Origin of the sequence: Paraburkholderia sp. RL18-101-BIB-B (assembly GCF_046026985.1) — a bacterium.
GTDB lineage: Bacteria > Pseudomonadota > Gammaproteobacteria > Burkholderiales > Burkholderiaceae > Paraburkholderia.
Genome location: NZ_JARESV010000043.1, coordinates 1 through 23,875 on the forward strand (window position 1 = coordinate 1; position 23,875 = coordinate 23,875).

Annotated in this window: 19 protein-coding genes; 15 read left to right on the top strand and 4 right to left on the bottom strand. The window is 61.4% G+C overall.

The genetic code is table 11. The features are described from left to right. The 4 genes from P0D73_RS36155 to P0D73_RS36170 all read left to right on the top strand — a co-directional run. A partial coding sequence (locus P0D73_RS36155) for a beta strand repeat-containing protein (RefSeq protein WP_408434981.1) occupies nucleotides 1-1,143 on the top strand: 1,143 nt, incomplete at its 5' end. Between the two features lie 539 nt (nucleotides 1,144-1,682). Next, nucleotides 1,683-3,365 carry a ShlB/FhaC/HecB family hemolysin secretion/activation protein gene (locus P0D73_RS36160; protein ID WP_408434983.1) on the top strand — a complete coding sequence of 561 codons (1,683 nt, stop codon included), beginning with the start codon at nucleotides 1,683-1,685 and terminating at the stop codon, nucleotides 3,363-3,365. A gap of 84 nt (nucleotides 3,366-3,449) precedes the next feature. Then, nucleotides 3,450-5,306, top strand: a complete 1,857-nt coding sequence (locus P0D73_RS36165; protein ID WP_408181135.1) for a peptide transporter — start codon at nucleotides 3,450-3,452, stop codon at nucleotides 5,304-5,306. A gap of 7 nt (nucleotides 5,307-5,313) precedes the next feature. Continuing rightward, nucleotides 5,314-7,110 carry a methyltransferase domain-containing protein gene (locus tag P0D73_RS36170; RefSeq protein ID WP_408434986.1) on the top strand — a complete coding sequence of 599 codons (1,797 nt, stop codon included), beginning with the start codon at nucleotides 5,314-5,316 and terminating at the stop codon, nucleotides 7,108-7,110. Nucleotides 7,111-7,228: 118 nt separating this feature from the next. On the opposite strand, the gene P0D73_RS36175 is transcribed toward P0D73_RS36170, so the two are convergent. Further along, nucleotides 7,229-8,074, bottom strand: a complete 846-nt coding sequence (locus P0D73_RS36175) for a MurR/RpiR family transcriptional regulator (protein ID WP_132373093.1) — start codon at nucleotides 8,072-8,074, stop codon at nucleotides 7,229-7,231. A gap of 289 nt (nucleotides 8,075-8,363) precedes the next feature. Between P0D73_RS36175 and edd the strand changes: the two genes are divergently transcribed. The 4 genes from edd to P0D73_RS36195 all read left to right on the top strand — a co-directional run bounded on the left by edd (nucleotide 8,364) and on the right by P0D73_RS36195 (nucleotide 13,159). Next, the gene (gene edd, locus P0D73_RS36180; RefSeq protein WP_408318568.1) at nucleotides 8,364-10,268 is read left to right on the top strand and encodes a phosphogluconate dehydratase; all 1,905 of its coding nucleotides are present in this window, start codon (nucleotides 8,364-8,366) and stop codon (nucleotides 10,266-10,268) included. Between the two features lie 25 nt (nucleotides 10,269-10,293). Then, entirely contained in the window at nucleotides 10,294-10,935 is a 642-nt protein-coding gene (gene eda / locus P0D73_RS36185; RefSeq protein WP_132373097.1) for a bifunctional 4-hydroxy-2-oxoglutarate aldolase/2-dehydro-3-deoxy-phosphogluconate aldolase, read from the top strand. Nucleotides 10,936-11,265: 330 nt separating this feature from the next. Beyond that, nucleotides 11,266-12,651 carry a GntP family permease gene (locus P0D73_RS36190; protein ID WP_408434988.1) on the top strand — a complete coding sequence of 462 codons (1,386 nt, stop codon included), beginning with the start codon at nucleotides 11,266-11,268 and terminating at the stop codon, nucleotides 12,649-12,651. 10 nt (nucleotides 12,652-12,661) lie between these two features. Then, a complete protein-coding gene (locus P0D73_RS36195; RefSeq protein ID WP_132373101.1) occupies nucleotides 12,662-13,159 on the top strand; it encodes a gluconokinase in 498 nt (165 codons plus the stop codon). Between the two features lie 89 nt (nucleotides 13,160-13,248). Here the strand turns inward: P0D73_RS36195 and purB are convergent, their stop codons facing one another. Both purB and P0D73_RS36205 read right to left on the bottom strand, forming a co-directional pair. Then, nucleotides 13,249-14,637 carry an adenylosuccinate lyase gene (gene purB, locus P0D73_RS36200; protein ID WP_310813928.1) on the bottom strand — a complete coding sequence of 463 codons (1,389 nt, stop codon included), beginning with the start codon at nucleotides 14,635-14,637 and terminating at the stop codon, nucleotides 13,249-13,251. A gap of 149 nt (nucleotides 14,638-14,786) precedes the next feature. Continuing rightward, nucleotides 14,787-15,539 carry a glycosyltransferase family 2 protein gene (locus P0D73_RS36205; protein WP_408434990.1) on the bottom strand — a complete coding sequence of 251 codons (753 nt, stop codon included), beginning with the start codon at nucleotides 15,537-15,539 and terminating at the stop codon, nucleotides 14,787-14,789. Between the two features lie 237 nt (nucleotides 15,540-15,776). Between P0D73_RS36205 and P0D73_RS36210 the strand changes: the two genes are divergently transcribed. The 6 genes from P0D73_RS36210 (at nucleotide 15,777) to P0D73_RS36235 (ending at nucleotide 21,575) form a co-directional block, all read left to right on the top strand. Then, on the top strand, nucleotides 15,777-16,733 hold the full coding sequence (locus tag P0D73_RS36210; protein WP_132373107.1) for a LysR family transcriptional regulator: 957 nt from the start codon (nucleotides 15,777-15,779) through the stop codon (nucleotides 16,731-16,733). Nucleotides 16,734-16,871: 138 nt separating this feature from the next. Next, nucleotides 16,872-18,185, top strand: coding sequence for a Glu/Leu/Phe/Val family dehydrogenase (locus P0D73_RS36215; protein WP_408181130.1), 1,314 nt, complete (start codon nucleotides 16,872-16,874; stop codon nucleotides 18,183-18,185). A 274-nt stretch (nucleotides 18,186-18,459) separates the two neighbouring features. Then, nucleotides 18,460-19,353, top strand: coding sequence for a glutamate/aspartate ABC transporter substrate-binding protein (locus tag P0D73_RS36220; RefSeq protein ID WP_408181129.1), 894 nt, complete (start codon nucleotides 18,460-18,462; stop codon nucleotides 19,351-19,353). An 82-nt stretch (nucleotides 19,354-19,435) separates the two neighbouring features. Continuing rightward, the gene (locus tag P0D73_RS36225; protein WP_132373113.1) at nucleotides 19,436-20,176 is read left to right on the top strand and encodes an amino acid ABC transporter permease; all 741 of its coding nucleotides are present in this window, start codon (nucleotides 19,436-19,438) and stop codon (nucleotides 20,174-20,176) included. Beyond that, a complete protein-coding gene (gltK, locus tag P0D73_RS36230; RefSeq protein ID WP_408181128.1) occupies nucleotides 20,176-20,853 on the top strand; it encodes a glutamate/aspartate ABC transporter permease GltK in 678 nt (225 codons plus the stop codon). The genes P0D73_RS36225 and gltK overlap by 1 nt, the downstream gene beginning before the upstream one ends. Next, entirely contained in the window at nucleotides 20,850-21,575 is a 726-nt protein-coding gene (locus P0D73_RS36235) for an amino acid ABC transporter ATP-binding protein (protein ID WP_012434314.1), read from the top strand. The genes gltK and P0D73_RS36235 overlap by 4 nt, the downstream gene beginning before the upstream one ends. 127 nt (nucleotides 21,576-21,702) lie before the next feature. Here the strand turns inward: P0D73_RS36235 and P0D73_RS36240 are convergent, their stop codons facing one another. Continuing rightward, nucleotides 21,703-22,638, bottom strand: coding sequence for a class II glutamine amidotransferase (locus tag P0D73_RS36240; protein ID WP_408181127.1), 936 nt, complete (start codon nucleotides 22,636-22,638; stop codon nucleotides 21,703-21,705). A gap of 166 nt (nucleotides 22,639-22,804) precedes the next feature. Between P0D73_RS36240 and pyrC the strand changes: the two genes are divergently transcribed. Next, nucleotides 22,805-23,866 carry a dihydroorotase gene (gene pyrC / locus P0D73_RS36245; protein WP_408434992.1) on the top strand — a complete coding sequence of 354 codons (1,062 nt, stop codon included), beginning with the start codon at nucleotides 22,805-22,807 and terminating at the stop codon, nucleotides 23,864-23,866. The last annotated feature ends 9 nt before the right edge of the window (nucleotides 23,867-23,875 follow it).

Below are 23,875 nucleotides of genomic sequence, written 5' to 3' on the forward strand. Positions count from 1 at the left end.
GCCAACGGTTCGGGTGTGGTGGACAACGGCTCGATCAACACGTCGGGTAACGGTTCGACCGATATCTCCGGCAACTCGACCAACGGTTCGGGCGTGATCGTCGATCCGAATGGTTCGATCAACACCACCGATAACGGCACGACCAATATCTCGGGCAATTCGGACAACGGTACGGGCACCGACAACAACGGAACGATCGACAACTCGGGTAATGGCACGACCAACATCTCGGGTGATTCGACCAACGGTACGGGTATCGACGACAACGGCACGATCAACACGTCGGACAACGGCACGACGATCATCGACGGTAACTCGACCAATGCCTCGGGTGTGATCGACAACGGCACGATCAACACCACGGACAACGGTACGACTGTGATCATCGACAACGGCAACATCGCCGGCGGCGATAGCAACGGTACGGCCAATGGCTCGACCAATACCACCGGCGGTGGCGATAGCAACGGTGCCGACAACGGCTCGACCAACATCTCGGGTGGTGGCGACAGCAACGGTGCCGACAACGGTTCGACCAACATCTCGGGTGGCGGCGACAGCAACGGTACGGACAACGGTTCGACCAACATCTCGAATGGCGGTCAAACGGGCGGTACCGACAACGGTTCGACCAACATCTCGGGCGGTGGCAGCGACGCCGCTGCGAGCAGCAGCGCCCACGGCGGCTCGGGTGGTGCGGCTGGGGCGGTGGTCGGCGCGGTCGGTGCAGGCGGTCTGGCTGCATTCATCTGGGCCGACATGGATGCGCACTGGTACCTCGATCAGGCGCAGCCGCTGACGGTGGGGGCAGGTGATGCCGCGCTCTGGACCGACGCCGAAGTCGAGCATGTGAACGTCGACATGCTGATGCACTATGCCGATGTGCGTTTGCTCACGCACTCGGGGCCGGTGGACCGTCATCTGGTCTTGCGCGATGGCGCCGACGGCGTGAAGCATTTCACGTCCGAGGACAAGCAGTCGCAGACGAAGGCGGATCTGTCGGTCAATGCGCAGACGCATGAGTTCTTCTACACGGAGAGCGGCGTTAAGGATGGCAAGCCGTACGTCATCAACTCGCATGGCTGGCTTAAGCACGGCGTGGACCAGGCGTTTCCGGTTCATGCCTCGGCAGCCGGCGCCTGATCCTGCGGTCGCCCAACTGGCGTCCTGCGCCAGTTGGGCGGCTAGCGGGGCTGCAGGGTAATCGGGCTCGTTCAGGACGATCTACTCCGGCTCGCATATTTAGCTGCTTGAAAGGCGGTGCTCTACGCACCGCCTTTTTTATTCGGACCAAAGACTTGTACTTATTTGAGATTATTCTTAATCGAAAAATATAGGATTAATCCTATGCGAGAAAATTGAAGCGGATACGAATAACGCTCAGAAAAATATAAAAATCGCACTTTCAGACCGAATTTTAGGAATTGTCCCATCGCACTACGCCTGCACAAAAGGCAGTCACACGCCCTCAATCGGCATTGCTGGCCGAAACGCGGGGTGAAACGGCCCAAACACGCCATTGACTCTTAAAAATCGGGGCGCTTTTTTGGAATAGTCCTATTCGCTTCCGAACATCAAACTTTTACTCTTTCCAGTGTCGGCGGTACGAATCACTGGGATAAAAAATAAACCCACAAAGATCGTGTCGCCACCCTGTTTTAATCAAAGCAAGGATTGCTTCCATGTTGTGGCGTAGAAACTCAGTAAATCGGCAGATCACTCAAGCAATGTGGGTGTTGCCGTTGTTGATGACCGGCGTAGTCCATGCCGAGCCCGTCGCCGATACGAGCGCGGTGGTGACGGCGCAAAAAGCCATCGTCGATTTCAAGCTTCTCCCCGCAGGTGGCCAGGACGAAGCAGCGGTGATCCAGTTGCTGCGCACTCAGGCACAGCAACTGGGCGTAGCGCCCCATTCGCTATACGAAGTCAACCGCTGGTCGGATCGACTGACGGATGCGTTGCGTCAAGGCGGATTCCCGATTGGCCAGGTGCTGATGACCGAGTCGGACTGGCATGCGCTGCAACAAGGCGGCCAGCCGATGTTTTCCGTCTTTCCTGGCCGCATCAGCCAGATCGAAATCCATAACAAATCGCGCGTCGCGGATTCCCGCCTGCGCAAGCTGATCACGCACGCACTGTGCGGCAGCGATACGCTCGCCGGCGCGTGCTACCTGAAGACCTCGCGCCTCGAACGCTCGACGCAGCTTCTGCAAGACGTGCCGGGCGTCGCACTCGACAATGCGCCGCAATTCGGACCCGGCGCGGGCACAGGCGACGTAAAGGTCGTGTATGGCATCGCGCAGAAGGGCAAACCTCTCGCGGCCAATCTGATCTTCGACAACCAGGGCGTGCCGACGACGGGCACGTACCGCATGGGCGGCACCGTCTCCGGAAACAACTTTTTTGGCGCGGGCGAAAGCTACGCATTCACGCTGCTCGCTACCGACAAGAAGATGTGGACCGGCGAACTGGATGGCAGCGTGCCGATCCTGAATGACGGATTACGTCTGACCGGTGGCATTAGCCGCCAGCAATACACGACGAACACCATTACGCCGATGGCCGGTGTGGCCACCACGGCCTCCGCGGGCGTACTGTATCCGTTCACCCGCGGACTCGATGCCAATGTCTGGGGTGGTGTCTCGCTGCTGCACAGCCAGACCTCGACGGACATGAAAGAGTACGACACCTCGACGCACAGCAAGCTCGACTCCGTTCGCTTCTCCGTGCAGGCCGACAACGGCGACCGCGCGCAGCAACTACGTACGAATATCCTGACCGGTCAAGGCGCGATCACGCTCGGCCATCAGAGCAACGACTTTCCATACGGAGACTCGGTCGCCAACCCCGCCGGCAACTACGCGAAGTTCACGGGCAGCAGTTTCGGCACTTACGCCCTGACTCGCAGCGGCAATCTGTTCCTGTCGGGTCGCATTAACGGGCAGATGACAAACCGCAACCTCGACCCGAGTGAAAAGCTGGCCGCAGGCGGCCCCAATGCCGTGCGCGCGTACCGCTCCGATGAAATCTCGTTTGACGACGGCGTCGTCATCAACGCGGGCCTGTACCAACGTTTCCCCGTCGCGACAGGTCACCAGATCCAACTCGGCGTGTTTTCGGATTTCGCCATCGGCCGTGTCAACCACACACCTTGGGCAGGCTGGGAACAAAGCTATCCGGGCGTATCGGACGTCACCAACACGCGCACGCTCGCCGGCTACGGCGCCAGTGTCGACTGGCTCACGCCGATCGGCGCGACGGTCTCGGCGTCGGTATCGAAACCCTTTGGCTTCTCGTCGGCTTCCTGGGTCGAGCCCGGCAAAAAGCCGCTGCAGTACTGGCTGTCGGTCACCTGGAATCACTAACACGCATTGCATGAGACGGGGCCGCCGCGGTCCCGCCCATCACTCGCTCACGCTTTAACGATATTCAATCATCCGGAGAACATCATGAAATTCAGCATCAACAAGTTCGAACACCTCTGCTATCGCCGTGAACATGAGAAGGCGGGCCGCATGCTACTGGAGTTGCTCAACAAGATCGATCAAAACTATGGCGTATTGATGGACGTCGATACGTGGGCCCAGTCGGGCGAAGCGCACAACATCATGGACGAACACCTGCTCGCACGAATCACGTCTGCGATCACCGCACTGGCCACGGATCCGAAATTTACGATCTCGGACGTCGGGATCGGGCGTCTCATGCTGTTCCAGCGCTGGCTTGCCGCCATGTTCTCGGCAAGCCCATTCCGCAATGCGGACCACATTCTGCGTTCACTGGGCGTAGACGAAGAAGCGCGCAATGCGATTGAGCTTCGCAACAACGAATTCCGCAAGTTTCAGTTGTTCTATCTTCCGGAATCTGAGGTTCGCGTCGACTGGGACGTTCTGTGGAAAGCCAACAAGGTGATGGCCGCAAGCATGGCGACGACGATCATGTCTTCGCGCTTCCTCGGCACGCCGTCCGCGCATCAGAAGCGCGAGATGCTGCTGCGCTGGTTGCCTGAGCGGCTTGCGGAAATCGAAAACGTTGACGCGCTTCCGATGGGCGTGCTGCACGACATGTACATGCACTGCAGCTACGCGGACCTGCCGGGCAAGCACGACATCAAGAAGCCGATCAACACGCTGATCCGTCGCAAGCTCGCAAGCCTGGACATCCACGACGTACAGCGTGCCGCCGCGCCGGCTGTCGCCGGCGAAAAGCCGGTGGTGATCGTGGTGCTGGAATGGTTCTCGAAGAACCACTCGATCTACCGCACGCACTCGCAAACGATGGTCGCGATGCGCGACAAGTTCCACCTCGTCGGTATGGGCTACAACGGCCGTGTCGACGATGCGGGCAAGGCTGTCTTCCATGAGTTCATTCCGCTCGAAGGCGCAAACCTGTGGGAAACCGCCCGGCAAGTCCGCGATACCAGCGAAGCACGCCAGGCACAGATGATGTACATGCCGAGCGTTGGCATGTTCCCGATCACGATGGTGCTTGCCTGCCTACGCGTCGCCCCGATGCAATTGATGGCGCTGGGTCACCCCGCCACGACGCACGGTCATGCAATGGACTATGTGGTGGTCGAAGAAGATTACGTCGGCGACGAGGCCTGCTTCAGTGAGAAGCTGCTGAAGCTGCCTTCGGACGGCATGCCGTATCGTGCGCCGGCCGCGCTGCTCGAGTTGAATCTGCCGGAGAAAGCGCCCTCGGACGGCGTCGTGAAGATCGCCATCGCCGGTACGACGATCAAGCAAAACCCGGGCTTCCTCAATACGTGCGCCCAGATTGCGCGCGAATCGAAAGTGCCGGTGAAGTTCCATTTCCTGATGGGCCAGGCGAACGGACTGATCTATCCGCAAGTGCGCAATCTCATTCGCCGTCTGATGGGCGATGCGGCTGTCGTGCACAAGCATCAGAACTACGCGGGCTATATGAAGGTGATCGCGGGTTGCGATCTGTTCCTGAATCCGTTCCCGTTCGGCAATACGAATGGCATCGTCGATACGGTGTGGGCGGGTCTCGTCGGCGTGTGCAAGACCGGCCGCGAAGTGCACGAACATATCGACGAAGGCATGTTCCGCCGTCTCGGCTTCCCCGAGTGGATGGTCACGAAGACCAACGAAGAGTACAAGGCAGCGGCACTGCGTCTGATCGAAAACGCTGAAGAGCGTAACGAACTCTCGGCGAGGCTGGCGGGTCCTCAGGCTATCGAAAAGCTGATCTTCGCGGGCCGTCCGGAAATCCTCGGCGAGCGCATGCAGGCACTGTGGCAAGAACAGATCGACGTAGCAACGCCGGCAGCGGCTGCATGAGGCGAAGATGAACGAAACGAGCAAATCGGCACTGCGCCGCTCGCACGATCCGGCCTTCATACAACACTACTTCGTGGGCAAAGGCCTCGACATCGGCGCCGGGGAGGATCCACTGGCAGCGCACACGCATCTCTTTCCTCGGGCTCGCCGCATCCAGTCGTGGGGCGAGCAGCAAGGCGACGTGGTGCAGATGAAGGGCGCAGACGACGGGTCATTCGACTTCGTGCATGCCAGTCACGTCCTCGCCGAAGTCGCCAATCCGGGCAAGGCGCTGGCAAGGTGGCTGGATCTGCTGAAGCCCGGTGGCTACGCGGTCCTGACTCTCCCCGACGAGGACCTGTATGGAAAGGGTGCTTGGCCGAACCGCTTCAACAAGCGGCACAAGGCGAGCTTCACGATCTGTAAGCCCGAAAAGCAGTTGGCGCAATCGATCAATATCCTGGACCTGATACAGACGCTGTCCCACGTCGCATCTTGCGAACGTGTAAGTCTCCTGCGCGATCACTACGATGAAGCGCGCAACGACGCGGATCAGACCGCACGCGGTCTCGCGGAATGCGCGATCGAAGTCGTGTTGCGCAAGCGTGCCGTGCCGACGGCGCAGAACATGCTCGACGCCATCGTGAAGGCGCGTAGCGCGGAGGCGAGCATCGACGCTGGCCGACGCGCGGTGAAGACTTATCCGTACCGGTTTATGGTCTACCATCGGTCAATGATGGAGTGCCTCCGCTGGGACCGGGAGGATGAGGTCGATCGTATTTTGGAACAATGTGTCGTGCGTCTGCCCAATGAGCATCTGCCGCGTTTATATCGCGCGTTGCATGCAATTTCGCGCGGTAAGCTACACCACGGCTTCCGGTTGCGCGAAGCGGCGATGGCGTCGTTCGGCTGGCAACGCCGCACGACGGCGCAACCGCCTGCCACATTTCCCGAGTGGAAGGGCGAATCGCTTGAGGGCAAGTCGATCGTGATCTGGAGCGAGTTCGGGCTAGGCGACGAGATTTTCTTCTTGCGTTTCGCTCGCATGCTGCGCGAGCGCTGCGGCGCCGCGCGCGTGACGGTGATGTGCCAGACGCCGCTCGTGTCGCTTTTCGAAGTCTCCCGCGAAGCCGACGCCGTCATCGACGTGAAACATGCCGCACAACTGCCGGTGCACGATTGCTGGGTGTTCCCGCATGCCATTCCTGCGCATCTGCCGTTGGAACTAGACGCACTACCCGTATCGGTGCCCTTCCTGCGCGCGCCGTCCGACGAGGCGCCTGCTTTACTGCGGATCGAATCGCATGCGCTGAAGGTCGGCGTGGTATTCAAAGGTGCGCCGACGCACGAAAACGACCACGCGCGCTCGCTGCCGTCATTGTCCGTGCTCGACGAACTGTTCCAGCTCGAAGGCGTCGAGTTCTTCAGTCTGCAAAAAGGCGCGGGTGCCGACGAGGCCGCGCAGTACGCGCAACGATTGTCGAACTTTCATGATCTGGGCGCCGACATTCGCAGCATGGACGAGACTGCCAGTGCCATCGCGGCACTGGATCTCGTGCTGACGGTCGATACGTCGGTTGCGCACGTCGCGGGCGCGATGGGCAAGCCAACGTGGCTGATGTTGCCTTCGTACGGCGACTGGCGTTGGCACTACACGCGGGAAGACAGCCCTTGGTATCCAACGATGCGCCTCTTTCGCCGGCGCTTCGGCGGCAACTGGCCCGAAGTCGTCGCGCGCATTCGCGGCCATCTGCTGACGCTGATCGCATCGAACCTGGACAGCGCAGGCTCGTCAGCTCTTCCTGCACCTGCGATTTCCAGGTGACCGTGCGGCGGTTGCGTCCCTCTCAGGTGACCGAGTGAAGCGCGCTGTCGGCGTGCGCGAAGACTCTGGTGCAAATAGGTGATGGGTCGAGAGTTTCGTATAGATCGGGATACGCTCTTCAACCTTCGCCGTCGATCCTCAACCGGCCGATCACCCCTTTCGCCTGTCCAACCCGCTCGACCAACTCAGGCCCGCGCTTGAGCGCGACGCCGACCGCCAGAATGTCGCCGATCGCCAGATGCGACATGCGCGACGTCATCGGCGAGAACACGTCGTTTTCCTCGACCACGTTCGAGAACAGGCAGATCGACGCGACGCGCGCAAGCGGTGAACTGCCATGCGTGATCGCGATCACCTTCGCGCCGCGAGCGAGCGCTGAGCGCGCCGCTTCGATGATGTCGCGGGTTCGGCCGGTATTCGACACCGTGACCACGACATCGCCGGGTCCGAGCAGCGCCGCCGACATCGAGTAAGTATGCGGATCGGAGTACGCGACGCTCGGCATGCCGAGCCGGAAAAACTTGTGCTGGATATCCTGCGCGGCAATGCCTGAGCCGCCCGCTCCATAGAACTCGATGCGCGCCGCGTTCGCCAGCAGATCGACAGCCGCTTCGATGCTATCCGGCGACAGGCTGTTACGCACCTCGATCAGCGTGCCAATGGTCCGGTCGAATACTTTGGCGATCAGTCCGGGCGCGCCCTCATCCGGCCGCACATCCCGATAGACGGTCGGCACGCCCGACGCAATCCCTTGCGCCAGCCGGATCTTGAACTCACGAAACCCCGAAAACCCGAGCGCATGACAGAACCGCGCGATGGTCGGCTGGCTCACGCCCGCGCGGGCGGCCACTTCCGTCATCGACAGATCGAGCACTTCGCGCGGCGCCTCGATCACGTAGTCGGCGAGTTTGCGCTCGGACGGCCGCAACTGCTCGCGCATCTCTTCCACCTGAGACAGCATCATTGGAAAACTCGCACTATGCTGAAGAATGCGTGGACTATAGCTGATTGCTGAGAAGGTACAAAAACTACATTTATGCCTGTAGGTGTAATCCCTAGGTTTTAGGCGTAACGCACGAAAGCTAAGCCGGTTGGGCGTTTCAGGCAATCAAAACATGCCGCAGCGCAGCACCAGAGAACATTGCGATCATGTAGTTTTTCTACTAAGATGGCGTCGTCAACTGATTCGACATCCCCGCGATACCTACCTGGCATAGTGCGCGCACGCTCACGCCAGCGACGAAGGAGCTCCGATGGTTTCCCCGCATTCGCAATTGTTGAAGGTCACGCAACGCGTGGTCGAGCGCAGCAAACCCACTCGTGAGGCGTATCTCGCCCGCATCCACCATGCGCAGGGCAAGTTTCCGGCGCGCGGCGCGCTCTCCTGCGCCAATCTCGCGCACGGTTTCGCGGGCCTCGAAGGCAACGACAAACTCGTCATCAAGCAGATTCGCGAGCCGAACATCGGCATCGTGTCCTCGTACAACGAGATGCTGTCGGCCCACGCGCCGTACAAAAACTACCCCGACATCATCAAGCAGGCCGCGCGTGAAAACGGCGGCGTCGCGCAATTCGCGGGCGGCGTGCCGGCCATGTGCGACGGCGTCACGCAAGGCAATGCCGGCATGGAACTGTCGCTGTTCTCGCGCGAAGTCATTGCGATGAGCACGGCGGTCGCGCTCACGCACAACATGTTCGACGCGGCACTGTGCCTCGGCATTTGCGACAAGATCGTGCCGGGCCTGTTGATCGGCGCGCTGCAATTCGGCCATATCCCGACCATCTTCGTGCCGGCCGGCCCGATGGGCAGCGGCCTGTCCAACGACGACAAAGCCAAGACCCGCCAGCTCTTCGCCACCGGCCAGTGCGACCGCGGCGCGCTGCTCGAAGCGGAAGCCGCCGCGTATCACAGCCACGGCACCTGCACGTTCTACGGCACCGCGAACAGCAACCAGATGCTGATGGAAGTGATGGGTTTGCATCTGCCCAGTTCAGCTTTTGTGCATCCGCATACGCCGCTGCGCGACGCGCTGACGGCGCAGGCCGCGCGCCGCGTGCTCGATCTGACGGTCGAGCGCGGCAACTACATGCCGATCGGCCATGTGGTCGACGAAAAGGCGATCGTCAACGGCATCGTCGCGTTGCTGGCGACGGGCGGCTCGACCAACCACACGCTGCATCTGGTCGCGATTGCACGCGCGGCGGGCATCGTGATCGATTGGGACGACTTCGACACGCTGTCGCAAGCGGTGCCTCTGCTCGCGAAGATTTACCCGAACGGCAAGGCCGACGTGAACCACTTCCACGCGGCAGGCGGCGTCGCGTTCCTGGTGCGCAATCTGCTGGAAGGCGGCTTGCTGCACGAAGACGTCAACACTGTCGCGGGCAAGGGCCTGAAGCACTACACGGAAGAGCCCAAGCTGATCGACGGCAAGCTGCAATGGGTGCCGGGCGCGCAAACGAGCGAAGACACGGCGGTGTTGCGCGGCATCAAGGAACCGTTCCAGCCGGACGGCGGTTTGCGCCTGATGCAGGGCAAGCTCGGCCGCGGCGTCATCAAGATTTCCGCGGTCGCGGCGCAGCATCGCAAGGTCAAGGCGCCGGCCATCGTGTTCGATTCGCAGGAAGCCGTGCAGGAAGCGTTCGACAAGCACGAACTGAAGCGCGACTTCATCGCGGTGGTGCGCTTCCAGGGCGCGCGGGCAAACGGCATGCCTGAACTGCATCGTTTGACGCCGCTGCTCGGTGTGTTGCAGGATCAAGGTTTCCATGTTGCATTGGTCACGGATGGCCGCATGTCCGGCGCGTCGGGCAAAGTGCCGGCGGTGATTCACCTGTCGCCGGAAGCGTTGCTGCAAGGGCCGATCGGCAAGGTGCGCACGGGCGACATGCTGGTGATCGACGCCGAAGCCGGCGTGCTCGACATCGAGATCGACGCGGCCGAATGGGCAGCGCGGCCGAACGCCGTGCCGCAGCATCAGGCCGAAAACGAAGTCGGTTTCGGCCGCGAACTGTTCGGGGTATTCCGCGCGGCGGCGGCGCCGGCGGAGCAGGGTGCGTCGGTATTCGGCGCGATGGTGGGCGAGCGTCCGGCGCATCACGGCGAAGCAGCCAAAGCTCATACCGCAAAACACACAAGCACCACTCACGCCAGCTAAGTGCTGCAGAACAAGGAGTCTGACTATGACCTCGAAAACAGTAAGCGATATCGTGCGCCTCGGGCCGGTGATTCCGGTGCTCGCGTTTGACTCGGTCGAACAGGGGGTACACGTGTCTCGCGCGCTGCACGCGGGCGGCGTGAAGGTGCTGGAAATCACCTTGCGCACTGCAGCAGGCCTCGAAGCGATCGAACGCGCAAGCCAGTTGGCCGAAGACATCGTGGTCGGTGTCGGCACGATTACGAAGCCCGAGCATTGCGCTCAGGCCAAGAAGGCGGGCGCGCAGTTCGGCGTCTCTCCTGGCCTGACGAGAGACATGCACAAGGCCGCGCAGGATGCGGGCTTGCCGCTGCTGCCGGGCGTGATGACGCCGTCGGACATCATCGCGGCGCTGGAACTCGGCTACGAAATCGTGAAGTTTTTCCCGGCGCAGCAAGCCGGTGGCGTGCCGATGCTGCAAGCTTTTCACGGTCCGTTCCCGAATCTGAAGTTCTGCCCGACCGGCGGTATCACGGCGGAAACGGCGACGCATTTCCTTTCGCTGCCGAACGTGGTTTGCGTGGGCGGCTCGTGGCTCACGCCGAAAGCCGCGCTCGCCGCGCAAAACTGGGACGAGGTCACGCGCCTCGCGCGGGCCGCGAGCCAGTTGGCCGCGCCCGCCCATTGAGTTGAAGCGGTCCGCACGCTAAGCGTTATCAAGGTCCAGCGCAAAGGAGCCTCGTCGATACAGCCGCTCAGGCTGTCCTGGCGAGGCTCTTTTGCGATATGCGCGCGGAATTGGCGCACGTTTACAGACAACAAACAGTAAAATTCAGCGTCCGCGCGGTCAGCCCGGTTTCAAGGCGCCGCACAGGTCGCCGTGAGACGAAGTGCTGCCGTGTCCGCACGCACAAGAAAACGCCGGGCCGCCCGAAGTTTTCTTGTGACCCCCTCAGGGGGCTGGCGCGCAGCACCAGGTCGGATGCACTCAAATCAATAACGCAAAAGGAGGAGCTTCATGGAAGCTGTCCACGGCAGCACGCTGCTGGTCTTCGCGGTGATCGCCATCGCATTGCTGATCCTGCTGATCACGCGCTACAAGGTTTATCCGTTCCTCGTCCTGATCATCGTGTCGCTGCTGCTGGGTCTTGCATCCGGCATGCCGATGGCCACCATCGTCAAATCGTTCGAAACGGGTAACGGCAATACGCTCGGACACATAGCGGTCGTGGTGGGTCTGGGCACGATGCTCGGCAAGATGATGGCCGAATCGGGCGGCGCCGAGCGTGTCGCCACCACGTTGATCAACTTCTTTGGCGAGAAGAACATCCACTGGGCGATGATGATCGTGGCGATCATCGTCGGCTTGCCGGTGTTCTTCGAAGTCGGTTTCGTACTGCTGATTCCGATCGCCTTCAACGTCGCGAAGCGCACCAACAAGTCGCTGCTGCTGGTCGGCTTGCCGATGGTCGCGGGCCTGTCCGTCGTGCATGGGCTGCTTCCGCCGCATCCGGCCGCGATGCTCGCGGTGCAGGCCTATCACGCGGATATCGGCAAAACCATCGCCTATGGGCTGATCGTCGGCGTGCCGACCGCGATCGTCGCCGGTCCGCTGTTCGCGTTGCTAATCAGCCGCTATATCCAGCTGCCGAAAGACAACGCGCTCGCCGCGCAATTTCTCGGTCACGAAGACGCGGACAAAAACGGCACGCAAAACGCCGCGCCGAAGCGCGAACTGCCGAGCTTCGGCATCACGCTGCTCACGATCCTGCTGCCGGTGATCCTGATGCTGGTGGGAAGCTGGGCCGATCTCTTCACCACGCCGAAAACCTTGCCGAACGACCTGCTGCACTTCGTCGGCAATTCGGACGTCGCGTTGCTGATCGCGGTGCTGGTCAGCTTCTGGACCTTCGGTGCGAGCCGCGGTTTCAATCGCGAGCAGATCCAGAAATTCTGCGGCGACTGTCTCGCGCCGATCGCGGGCATCACGCTGATCGTCGGCGCGGGCGGCGGTTTTGGACGCGTGCTGATGGATAGCGGTATTTCGAAGGAAATCGTCAATGTGGCAACCGCCATGCATCTGTCGCCGCTGTTGTTCGGCTGGCTGGTGGCCGCATTGATTCGTCTGGCCACGGGTTCGGCGACGGTCGCAATGACCACGGCGTGCGGCATCGTCGCACCGATCGCTTCGGCTAGCGGCGTGCATGTCGAGCCGGAACTGCTGGTGCTCGCCACCGGCTCGGGCTCGCTGATCTTTTCGCACGTGAACGACGGCGGTTTCTGGCTGATCAAGGAATACTTCGGTATGACAGTGGGGCAGACCTTCAAGACATGGTCGCTCCTCGAAACCATCATTTCACTGATGGGCTTGGGTTTGACCTTCGCGCTCGCGACGGTCGTGTAAGGAGTTTTTGATGATTCTGATCGCAATGGGCGTGTCGGGCGCCGGCAAGACGAGAATTGGCGAAATGCTGGCGGAACGCCTGCATTGCGCGTTCACCGACGGCGACGCGTTTCACAGCGCCGCCAACAAGGAGAAGATGCACCACGGCATTCCGCTCACCGACGAAGACCGTTGGCCGTGGCTGCAAACCATCCGCGTGGCGATCGTCGAGAAGCAGAAGGCGGGCGAGACGGCGGTATTCACGTGCTCATCGCTGAAACGCTCGTATCGTGACGTCTTGCGCGACGGCGACCGGGACGTCTGCTTCGTGTATCTGAAGGGCTCGCGTGAAGTGCTGGAGCAGCGTCTGACCACGCGCACCGGACATTTCTTCGATCCGTCGCTGCTGCAAAGCCAGCTCGATACGCTCGAAGAACCGGGCCCGGACGAGGCGATCACGGTGAGCATCGAACTGTCGCCGGAAGAGATCGTCGTCGAAGTGCTGAGGCAGGTGGAAGCGCGTCAGTGAGTGTGCTTCGTCGCTGCAAATAAAAAAACCGCTCCTCGGAGCGGTTTTTTTTTACGCCTCGGGCTACGAGGATGTACGACTCAAGCCGGTTAAGCGATCCGCTTCGCCAGCTCGACCGCCTTGCCGATGTACGACGCCGGCGTCATCGCGAGCAAACGGTCTTTCGCGTCCTGCGGAATCGCGAGGCCGTTGACGAACGTTTGCAGCGCTTCCCGCGTGATGCCCTTGCCGCGCGTCAATTCCTTCAACTGCTCGTACGGATTCTCGATGCCGTAACGGCGCATCACCGTTTGCACCGGCTCGGCCAGCACTTCCCAGCAGTTGTCGAGGTCTTCGTTCAGACGCTGTGCATTCACTTCGAGCTTATCCAGACCACGGATCAGCGAGTCGTACGCGAGCAGCGAGTAACCGAACGCGACGCCGATATTGCGCAGCACCGTCGAATCGGTCAGATCGCGCTGCCAGCGCGAGACCGGCAGCTTGTCGGCGAGATGGCGCAGCGTGGCGTTCGCGAGGCCGAGGTTGCCTTCCGAGTTTTCGAAGTCGATCGGGTTGACCTTGTGCGGCATGGTCGACGAACCGATTTCGCCGGCCTTGGTGCGCTGCTTGAAGTAGCCGACTGAGATGTAGCCCCACACGTCGCGGTCCAGATCCAGCAGGATCGTGTTGGCGCGCGACACCGCGTCGAACAGTTCGGCCATGTAGTCGTGCGGCTCGATCTGGATCGTGTACGGATTGAACGTGAGCTTCAGACGCTGTTCGACCACTTCGCGCGAGAACGCTTCCCAGTCGAACTCCGGATACGCGGACAGGTGCGCGTTGAAGTTGCCGACCGCGCCGTTCATCTTGCCGAGCAGTTCGACCTTGGCGATACGGTCGATCGCGCGTTCCAAACGGGCCGCGACGTTGGCGAGTTCCTTGCCGAGCGTGGTCGGGCTGGCCGGCTGGCCGTGCGTGCGCGACAGCATCGGCTGTTCGGCGTGCGCGTGAGCCAGCGCGACGAGGCGCTGATGCACCGAGCGCAGCGCCGGCAGGATCACGTGTTCACGGGCGCCCGCCAGCATCAGGCCGTGCGACGTGTTATTGATGTCTTCCGACGTGCAGGCGAAGTGGATGAACTCGCTCGCGCGTTCCAGTTCCGCCTGACCCTTCACCGATTCCTTCAGCCAGTACTCGACCGCCTTCACATCGTGATTCGTCACACGTTCGATTTCCTTGATGCGCGCGGCATCGTGCGCGGTGAAGCGCTCGGCCAGTTGCAGCAGGAATTGTTCGGACGCCTCGGAAAAGCGCGGCACTTCGGCGAAACCGGCGCGCGACAAGGCGATCAACCAGTGGATTTCGACCGTTACGCGATTGCGCATGAAAGCGGCTTCCGAGAGCCAGTCGCGCAGGGCTTCGGTTTTCGAGGCGTAGCGGCCGTCGAGCGGGGAGAGCGCGTTCAGCGCGAACAGGGTGTCGGGGCGAGTGTCGGACATGATGGGGGCCGGGTGAGGGCAAAACGCAAGGGTGAAAACGCGGGGGAAACTGCCGGAACCGCGAATTTTACCACCGGACGCCGCTTGCCCCGATTTCGCCGCGACGCGTACGGCGCCCGTGCGGCGCTCGCATGGCGGCTGTGTGGCGGCTAGTCCGGATAGCCTTCGTAGCCGGGAAACAGGGTGGGCAGCGTGAAGGCCGGCATCGAGTAGCGCGAGAAGCAGCGTGAGGTGGACGCGGGATGGACCAGATGCAGGCAACTGGCTCGAGGATCGTCCACGGCGATCACGTTGCGGCCTGCCTCGACCACGCGCCGGATGAAGCTCTCGTCGTCGCACAGGTCGATATCGTCAAAGGCCGAGACCGCGGCAAGCGCTTTGTCGTACACGTACGAGAAACCATAGAACAGGATGAAATCCGCGCCGATCTGCATTTTCTCGTGGAACTCGATGTGGCTGACCGAACGCCCGCTCAGTTCGTAGTGCAGGCCCACCTTGGCGTTCAGGTCCATGTAGCCGAAGAACTGCGTGTGCGGCGCGTACATGAAGAAGCCCGATAGCTTGATGAGATCCGCGCGGTTCTCCTGCATCGTCCTGACCATGTGGGCGAGGTAATGCGGCGCGTAGTGGTCGTCGTCGTCGAAATGGGCGATCAGCGAGCCGCGCGATTCGGCGATCAACGCGTTGCGCTTCGCGCCGATCGACATACGCGCGGCGGAATGAAAGTAGCGAACGCGTACGTCCTGCGACGCCAGCGCTTGCATGGACGCGCTCGGCTCGGGGCTGTCATCGAGGATCAGCCATTCCCAGTCGATCTGCTGGCGAAGCACGCAGCGGGCGATGGCCGGCAGCAGACGCTCGCGATTGGCCGTCGGGGTGATGATGGAGACGAGTGGGGACATGGCGGGTTTGCGCGCCCTGAAAGGCGCGTTGTCGACGAAGCTTGGTGGAGGACGCGGCGCACTGGCCGCGGCGGCGTGAGCGCAGCAAGATAGCGGCTCGCCGACGGCCCGCCCATCGGCGCAATCCGATTTCGCATTGGCGGGCTATCACGCGCTCGCGCGCACCCTTGCCACAGACTGGCTCTCGACACCCACTAGAATGCTGACTTCCTCTCTCCCGTCGGCAGCAGGCCCCGCATGGAACTGAAATGGCTCGAAGACTTCGTTTCGCTAGCGGAAACGCGTAGTTTCAGCCGCTCGGCTGAATTGCGACACGTCACGCAACCGGCGTTCTCCCGGCGGATTCAGGCGCTCGAAGCCTGGCTCGGCACGGAACTGATCGATCGCTCGGTCTATCCGACGCGGCTCACGGCGGCCGGCCAGGTATTCAACGAGCAGGCGCTCGCCATGCTCTCGCAGTTCCACGAAGCCCGTGCGCTGCTGCGCGGCCATACGGCGACGCCGCAGGCGACCATCGAGTTCGCCGTGCCGCATACGCTGTCGCTGACTTACTTCCCACGCTGGCTGCAGCGGATCGAAGCCCATCTGGGCCCGATCCACACGCGCCTGCGGGCCCTGAACGTGCACGACGCGGCGTTGTCGCTGGTGGAAGGCGGCTGCGATCTGATGATGGGCTATCACCATCCCAGCCATCCGGTCGCGCTCGATCCGGGCCGCTACGACATGCTGACGCTCGGCAATGAGCCGATCAGTCCGTTCTCGGCACCGGGCCGCGCCGGCCGGCCGCGTCACACCTTGCCGGGCACGGCCGAGGCACCCACGCCTTACCTGTCCTACACGCCGAACGCCTATCTGGGACGCATGACCGAAGTGATCCTCGCCAACGCGCCGGAGCGCCTGTACCTCGACCGGCTCTACGAAACCGACATGGCCGAGGGACTCAAGGCGATGGCGCTGGCCGGGCACGGCATCGCTTTCCTGCCGCACAGCGCGGTGGAAGACGCGGTCGCCGACGGTAAGCTGATCCGCCTCGACCGCGCCACGCGTGGCACGCCGGAAGGACAGCTCACACTGACCATGGAGATTCGTCTGTATCGCGACAAGCTCGCGGCGAAGAGCGACGATGCGCGACAGATACTCGTGCGTCAGTTGTGGGAGGTGGTGTCCGAGGAACTGGCCCAAGGCACGGCCTGAAATCCTGCTTCCCTACGACGCGAATTTGCGGCTTCTTGATGGTTATGCAAAAAAAACATAATCGGATAAGGAAACGGCATTGGATTTCAAAACGGCGTTTTTCCACAATGCTGTTACTCGATCAACGCCGGAGCGTTCATGTCATCCCAGCAACAAGCAGCACAATCCGCATTAACGTTGCAGTCGGTTCCTTCCTACCTGAATAAAGACGATCTCGGCCCATGGGGCAACTACCTGCGTCAGGTCGATCGCGTCGCGCCGTACCTCGGCTCTCTGTCCCGCTGGCTCGAAACCCTGAAGCGCCCGAAGCGCATTCTGGTCGTCGACGTGCCTATCGAACTCGATAACGGCACGGTCGCTCATTTCGAAGGCTATCGCGTGCAGCACAACGTGTCGCGCGGTCCGGGCAAGGGCGGTGTGCGTTACCACCAGGACGTGACGTTGTCGGAAGTGATGGCCTTGTCGGCGTGGATGTCGGTGAAGAACGCTGCGGTGAACGTGCCGTACGGCGGCGCGAAAGGCGGCATCCGTGTCGACCCGCGCACCTTGTCGCGTGGCGAGCTGGAGCGCGTGACGCGCCGCTACACCAGCGAAATCGGCATCATCATCGGACCGAATACCGACATTCCCGCGCCGGACGTGAACACGAACGAGCAGATCATGGCGTGGATGATGGACACGTACTCGATGAACCAGGGCCAAACGGCCACCGGCGTCGTGACGGGCAAGCCGATCACGCTGGGCGGTTCGCTCGGCCGTCGCGAAGCGACGGGCCGTGGCGTGTTCGTGGTGGCCTCCGAAGCCGCGCGCCGTATCGGCGTCGACATTGAAGGCGCACGCATCGCGGTTCAAGGCTTCGGTAACGTGGGCGGCATCGCGGCGCGTCTGTTCCAGGAAGCGGGTTCGAAGCTGGTCGCGGTGCAGGATCACACCGGCTCGCTGTACAAGTCGACGGGTATCGACGCCGTCGCACTGCTCGAACACGTGGCCAAGACGGGCGGCGTGGGTGGTTTCCCTGAGGCGGACGCGGTCACGAACGAAGAATTCTGGACCGTCGAATCGGACATTTTGATCCCGGCGGCGCTGGAAAACCAGATTACCGAAAAGAACGCCGGCAAGATCAAGACGAAGATCGTCGTGGAAGGCGCGAACGGCCCGACCACCACGGCGGCGGACGACATCCTGCACGATCGCGGCATCCTCGTGATTCCGGACGTGGTGGCGAATGCCGGCGGTGTGACGGTGTCGTACTTCGAATGGGTGCAGGACTTCTCGAGCTTCTTCTGGACGGAAGACGAGATCAACCAGCGCCTCGAGCGTGTGATGCGTGAAGCATTTGCCGCGGTGTGGCAGGTGTCGAGCGAGCAGAAGGTGTCCGTGCGGACCGCGGCGTTTATCGTCGCGTGTAAGCGGATCCTGGAAGCGCGCGAACTGCGCGGCCTGTATCCCTGATCTTTCCGCGTCTTTCTGTTTCAAACGGCGGTTTCGCTATCCCGCGGATCCGCCGCCAATCCTTGCTTCAACGCGGTCCACGAGACGGCGTGTTCGACCCGGCGGGCGGCATCGTATCGATGCCGCCCGCCTTTGCATATGCGGAAAGGTTGACCGACCGGCCCGAAGCGCCGTAAACCTGTAGCGGCGCACACGCAACAACATGGTTTATAGCGATACTTTCAGAATAATTACTTTGCTAAACTGGCGCCGGTTCTTGCCAAGGAGATCACAAATGAAGGTTAAAAAAGCTGCGCTGCTGCTCGCGACTCTCGGACTGTTTACGGTTGGCGCGCATGCGCAAGACGCTGGTACGCTGAAAAAGATCAAGGACACGGGTGTCATTTCGCTGGGTCATCGCGAATCGTCGATCCCGTTTTCGTATTACGACGACAAGCAGAACGTCATCGGTTACTCACAGGAATTCGCCCTGAAAGTGGTGGAGGCGGTGAAGCAGAAGCTGAACATGCCGAACCTGAAGGTGAAGCTCACGCCGGTCACGTCGCAAAACCGTATTCCGCTGGTGCAAAACGGCACCGTCGACATGGAATGCGGCTCGACCACCAACAATGTTGAACGCCAGCAACAGGCTGCCTTCTCGAACACGATCTTCGTGATCGGCACGCGCCTGATGACCAAGAAAGACTCCGGCATCAAGGACTGGGCGGACCTGAAGGGCAAGACGGTCGTCACGACCGCCGGCACCACGTCCGAGCGCCTGCTTCGCAAGATGAACCAGGACAAGAGCATGGGCATGAATATCATCAGCGCGAAGGACCACGGCGAGTCGTTCTTGACGCTCTCCACGGGCCGCGCCGCTGCTTTTATGATGGACGACGCACTGCTCGCGGGCGAACGCGCGAAGTCGAACAACCCGGGCGATTTCGTGATCGTCGGCACGCCGCAATCGCATGAAGCCTACGGCTGCATGATTCGCAAGAACGATCCGGAATTCAAGAAGGTGGTCGACGACGCGATCGCCAAGGTCGAAACTTCGGGCGAAGCCGATCAGATCTACAAGAAGTGGTTCGAATCGCCGATTCCGCCGAAGGGCCTGAACCTGAACTTCCCGGAAAGCGACGACATGAAGGCGCTCTACAAGAGCCCGAATGACAAGGCAATCGATTAAACCTTAGCTGTTTTTTTGAAACGCCGAACGAAACGGAAGGGGCCACGCGCTTCTTCCGTTTCTTTTTGCTGGAGTCTTGGTCATGTCATATCACTGGAACTGGGGCATTCTGCTGAGTCCCGTCTCCACCGGCGAGCCGACCACGTATCTGGGCTGGCTGCTGTCGGGCTTCTGGGTGACGATTACGGTATCGCTGTCGGCGTGGGTGATCGCGCTGATCGTCGGTTCGTTATTCGGCGTGCTGCGCACGGTGCCGAACAAATGGGCCTCGGGCATCGGCACGGTCTATGTCGCGATTTTCCGTAACATCCCGCTGATCGTGCAGTTCTTCATCTGGTATCTCGTGATACCGGAGTTGCTGCCCCCCTCGATGGGCAACTGGTTCAAGCAACTGCCGCCGAGCGCGCAGTTTTTCTCATCGTCGATCATCTGTCTCGGGCTCTTCACGGCCGCGCGCGTGTGCGAGCAGGTGCGCTCGGGTATCAACGCGTTGCCGCGCGGCCAGCGCGCCGCGGGCCTGGCCATGGGCTTCACGCAATGGCAGACGTATCGCTATGTGCTGCTGCCGGTCGCGTACCGGATCATCGTGCCGCCGCTTACGTCCGAGTTTCTGAATATCTTCAAGAACTCGGCGGTGGCGTCGACGATCGGTCTGCTCGATCTGTCCGCTCAGGCGCGACAACTGGTCGACTACACGTCGCAGACGTATGAGTCGTTCATTGCGGTCACGCTGGCGTACATGCTGATCAATCTGGTCGTGATGCAACTGATGCGCTGGGTCGAAGCCAAGACCCGGTTGCCCGGCTATATCGGAGGCAAGTAATGCACCATTTCGACTGGAGCGGTATTCCGGGCGCAATGCCTACGCTGTGGACCGGCGCCATCGTCACCCTCAAGATCACGCTGATCGCAATCGTGTTCGGCATCGTCTGGGGCACGGTTCTCGCCATGTTGCGGCTGTCGTCGTTCAAACCCTTCGAGTGGTTCGCGAAGGGCTACGTGACGATCTTCCGTTCGATCCCGCTGGTGATGGTGCTGCTGTGGTTCTTCCTGATCGTGCCGCAAGTGCTGCAAAACGTGCTCGGTTTGTCGCCGGATATCGACATTCGCCTCGCGTCGGCCATGGTCGCTTTCTCGCTGTTCGAGGCGGCGTACTATTCGGAGATCATCCGCGCCGGCATTCAGTCGGTGCCGCGCGGGCAGGTCAACGCGGCGTTCGCGCTCGGCATGAGCTACTCGCAGGCCATGCGTCTGATCGTGCTGCCGCAGGCGTTCCGCGCAATGGTGCCGCTGCTGCTCACGCAGGGTATCGTACTGTTTCAGGATACGTCGCTCGTCTACGTGATCAGCCTCGCCGACTTCTTCCGCACGGCCACGAATATTGGCGACCGTGACGGTACGAATGTCGAGATGGTACTGTTCGCGGGCGCGTGTTATTTCGTGATCTGTGTGGTCGCGTCGAGCCTCGTCAAAGGTCTTCAGAAAAAGGTCGCAAGATGATCTCTATCAAGAATGTTTCGAAGTGGTACGGCCAGTTTCAAGTGCTGACTGACTGCACGACGGAAGTCAAAAAGGGTGAAGTAGTGGTGGTGTGCGGGCCGTCGGGCTCGGGCAAGTCCACGCTGATCAAAACCGTCAACGGCCTCGAGCCGTTCCAGAAGGGCGAGATCGTCATCAACGGGCAGTCGCTCACCGACAAGAAAACCAATCTGTCGAAGCTGCGTGCCAAGGTCGGCATGGTGTTCCAGCACTTTGAGCTGTTCCCGCATCTGTCGATCGTGCAGAACCTCACGCTCGCCCAGGTGAAGGTGCTCGGCCGCTCGAACGACGAAGCCACGGCGAAAGGGCTGAAGCTGCTCGATCGCGTCGGCCTGCGTGCGCATGCGGACAAGTTTCCTGGCCAGTTGTCGGGCGGTCAGCAGCAGCGCGTGGCGATTGCGCGCGCGTTGTCGATGGACCCGATCGCCATGCTGTTCGACGAGCCGACCTCGGCGCTCGATCCGGAAATGATCAACGAAGTGCTCGACGTGATGGTCGAACTCGCTCAGGAAGGCATGACCATGATGTGCGTGACGCACGAAATGGGCTTCGCGAAGAAGGTCGCGCACCGCGTGATCTTCATGGACAAGGGCTTGATCGTGGAAGACGACCGCAAGGAAGACTTCTTCGCCAATCCGAAGTCGGATCGCGCGAAGGACTTTCTGGCGAAGATTCTGCACTGAGTTTGTCTCAGGGCGACGCCGTTCAGACGGCGTCGCGCGGACAAAAAAAAGCCGCTTCGGAAGAAGCGGCTTTTTCGTTTCTGGCGATTCGATTCGATTCGAGCGAATGCTCGCGTGATTCAATGACTCAGGATTCGAACGCAGCGGCGTCGTCTGCCGCTTCGAGGTCGACCTCGGCTTCTGCGTCGGGTAACGCTTCAATCGATGCCGCGATCGTGGTCGCCGAAGCCGACGCATCCAAAGCCGGATTGCGCAGCTTTTCCAGCACCGAAGCCGGCACCGGCACATTGACGCGCCCGATCACATCGCCATGCTGGAACATCATCAGGTCGCCCGGCTCGAAGGCGGTCCAGACTTCGTTGTCGGTGAGCGGCTTGGTGGCGATCACCGCGACGCGGTCTTCAGGCGTCGTGTATTTGGCGAAATCGATCGACACGTCCGCGTCGACCAGATGCGCAGTGGAAAACGGCCAGCGCCGCACGATGTAATGCAGATGCGTGGAGCAATGCGCGAACAGCGCCTGGCCATTCGACATCAGGAAATTGAACACGCCGAACTGCGTGATTTCGCGCGTGAGGGTTTCGAGCGCGGCAAACAGTTCGTCGAGCGGCGGCTGTTGCGCGCCGGGAAAAGCCTTGCGCAAGCCTTCGAGCAGCGCGCAGAAAGCGAGCTCGCTGTCGGTCGTGCCGACCGGCTGATACACGCCCGTCAGTACCGGCGAATAATCCTTGAGGTCGCCGTTGTGCGCGAAGATCCAGTGGCGTCCCCACAGTTCGCGCATGAACGGGTGGCAGTTTTCCAGCAGGATGTGCCCTTGCGTCGCCTTGCGGATATGCGCGATCGTGTTCTTCGATTTGATCGGGTAGCGCTTGACCATTTCGGCGATCGGCGAGGTGGCCGACGATTGATGGTCGATGAACAGGCGGCAGGCTTTGTCTTCAAAGAAGGCGATGCCCCAGCCGTCGGCGTGGTGATCGGTGACGCCGCCGCGCGCCGCAAAGCCGGTGAACGAGAACGTGACGTCCGTTGGCGCGGCGCAGTTCATTCCGAGAAGTTGGCACATGTTGCGGGTAAGCCTGTGAACGGGGCGAGCCGTTACAATGATGATTTTCCAAGCATATCACCGAGCCAGAAACGCCAAATAGCAAAATTGACGTGTGTTTATGCCGCAACGTTGCGGTTTGACCGCATAGATTGGCTTTTGTCGTCGAATCTCGTCCCCCGCCGCCATGACCGCTTCCAACGCTTCTCTCGACTCCATCACGCTCGCCCGCCCGGACGACTGGCACCTGCACGTCCGCGACGGCGCGATGCTAGCCGCAGTGTTGCCGGACACCGCGCGCCAGTTCGGCCGCGCGATCATCATGCCGAACCTGAAGCCGCCGGTCACGACCACCGCGATGGCGCAGGCGTATCGCGAGCGGATCGTCGCCGCGATTCCCGCAGGCGCAAAATTCGAACCGCTGATGACGCTGTACCTGACCGACAACACGCCGCCCGACGAAATCCGCCGCGCGCGAGAAAGCGGCTTCGTGCATGGTGTGAAGCTGTATCCGGCGGGCGCGACGACCAACTCGGACGCGGGCGTCACCGACATCATGAAGTGCGCCAAGACGCTCGAGGTGATGCAGGAGTTGGGCATGCCGCTGCTCGTCCACGGCGAGGTGACGGATTCGTCGATCGATCTGTTCGATCGCGAGAAAGTGTTCATCGACCGGGTCATGACGCCGCTGCGCCGCGCGTTTCCGGCGCTGAAGGTAGTGTTCGAGCACATCACCACGAAAGATGCAGTCGACTATATCCGCGAGGCCGGCGTGGCGCCGGAACTGCTGGGTGCGACGATCACGGCGCATCACCTGCTGTACAACCGCAACGCGATTTTCCAGGGTGGCATTCGGCCGCATTACTACTGCCTGCCGGTGTTGAAGCGCGAGACGCATCGCGTGGCGCTGGTCGAGGCGGCGACCTCGGGCAATCCGCGCTTCTTCCTCGGCACGGACAGCGCGCCGCATCCGAAGGGGCTGAAAGAGCACGCGTGCGGCTGCGCGGGTTGCTACACGGCGCTGCACGCTTTGGAACTCTATACGGAAGCGTTCGACAAGGCCGACGCACTGGACAAGCTCGAAGGCTTCGCGAGCTTTTTCGGCGCCGATTTTTATGGCCTGCCGCGTAGTGCGGACAAGGTCACGCTGCGTCGTGAGGAATGGACTCTGCCGGCCGAACTGCCGGTCGGCGATACGCCGGTCGTGCCGTTGCGCGGCGGCGAGTCGATCGGCTGGCGCCTGGTTTAAGGCATCAGC

Coding starts and splice junctions, on each gene's coding strand:
- P0D73_RS36160 (WP_408434983.1), top strand. CDS start 1,683: ATGTTGTGGCGTAGAAACTCAGTAAATCGGCAGATCACTCAAGCAATG.
- P0D73_RS36165 (WP_408181135.1), top strand. CDS start 3,450: ATGAAATTCAGCATCAACAAGTTCGAACACCTCTGCTATCGCCGTGAA.
- P0D73_RS36170 (WP_408434986.1), top strand. CDS start 5,314: ATGAACGAAACGAGCAAATCGGCACTGCGCCGCTCGCACGATCCGGCC.
- P0D73_RS36175 (WP_132373093.1), bottom strand. CDS start 8,074: ATGATGCTGTCTCAGGTGGAAGAGATGCGCGAGCAGTTGCGGCCGTCC.
- edd (WP_408318568.1), top strand. CDS start 8,364: ATGGTTTCCCCGCATTCGCAATTGTTGAAGGTCACGCAACGCGTGGTC.
- eda (WP_132373097.1), top strand. CDS start 10,294: ATGACCTCGAAAACAGTAAGCGATATCGTGCGCCTCGGGCCGGTGATT.
- P0D73_RS36190 (WP_408434988.1), top strand. CDS start 11,266: ATGGAAGCTGTCCACGGCAGCACGCTGCTGGTCTTCGCGGTGATCGCC.
- P0D73_RS36195 (WP_132373101.1), top strand. CDS start 12,662: ATGATTCTGATCGCAATGGGCGTGTCGGGCGCCGGCAAGACGAGAATT.
- purB (WP_310813928.1), bottom strand. CDS start 14,637: ATGTCCGACACTCGCCCCGACACCCTGTTCGCGCTGAACGCGCTCTCC.
- P0D73_RS36205 (WP_408434990.1), bottom strand. CDS start 15,539: ATGTCCCCACTCGTCTCCATCATCACCCCGACGGCCAATCGCGAGCGT.
- P0D73_RS36210 (WP_132373107.1), top strand. CDS start 15,777: ATGGAACTGAAATGGCTCGAAGACTTCGTTTCGCTAGCGGAAACGCGT.
- P0D73_RS36215 (WP_408181130.1), top strand. CDS start 16,872: ATGTCATCCCAGCAACAAGCAGCACAATCCGCATTAACGTTGCAGTCG.
- P0D73_RS36220 (WP_408181129.1), top strand. CDS start 18,460: ATGAAGGTTAAAAAAGCTGCGCTGCTGCTCGCGACTCTCGGACTGTTT.
- P0D73_RS36225 (WP_132373113.1), top strand. CDS start 19,436: ATGTCATATCACTGGAACTGGGGCATTCTGCTGAGTCCCGTCTCCACC.
- gltK (WP_408181128.1), top strand. CDS start 20,176: ATGCACCATTTCGACTGGAGCGGTATTCCGGGCGCAATGCCTACGCTG.
- P0D73_RS36235 (WP_012434314.1), top strand. CDS start 20,850: ATGATCTCTATCAAGAATGTTTCGAAGTGGTACGGCCAGTTTCAAGTG.
- P0D73_RS36240 (WP_408181127.1), bottom strand. CDS start 22,638: ATGTGCCAACTTCTCGGAATGAACTGCGCCGCGCCAACGGACGTCACG.
- pyrC (WP_408434992.1), top strand. CDS start 22,805: ATGACCGCTTCCAACGCTTCTCTCGACTCCATCACGCTCGCCCGCCCG.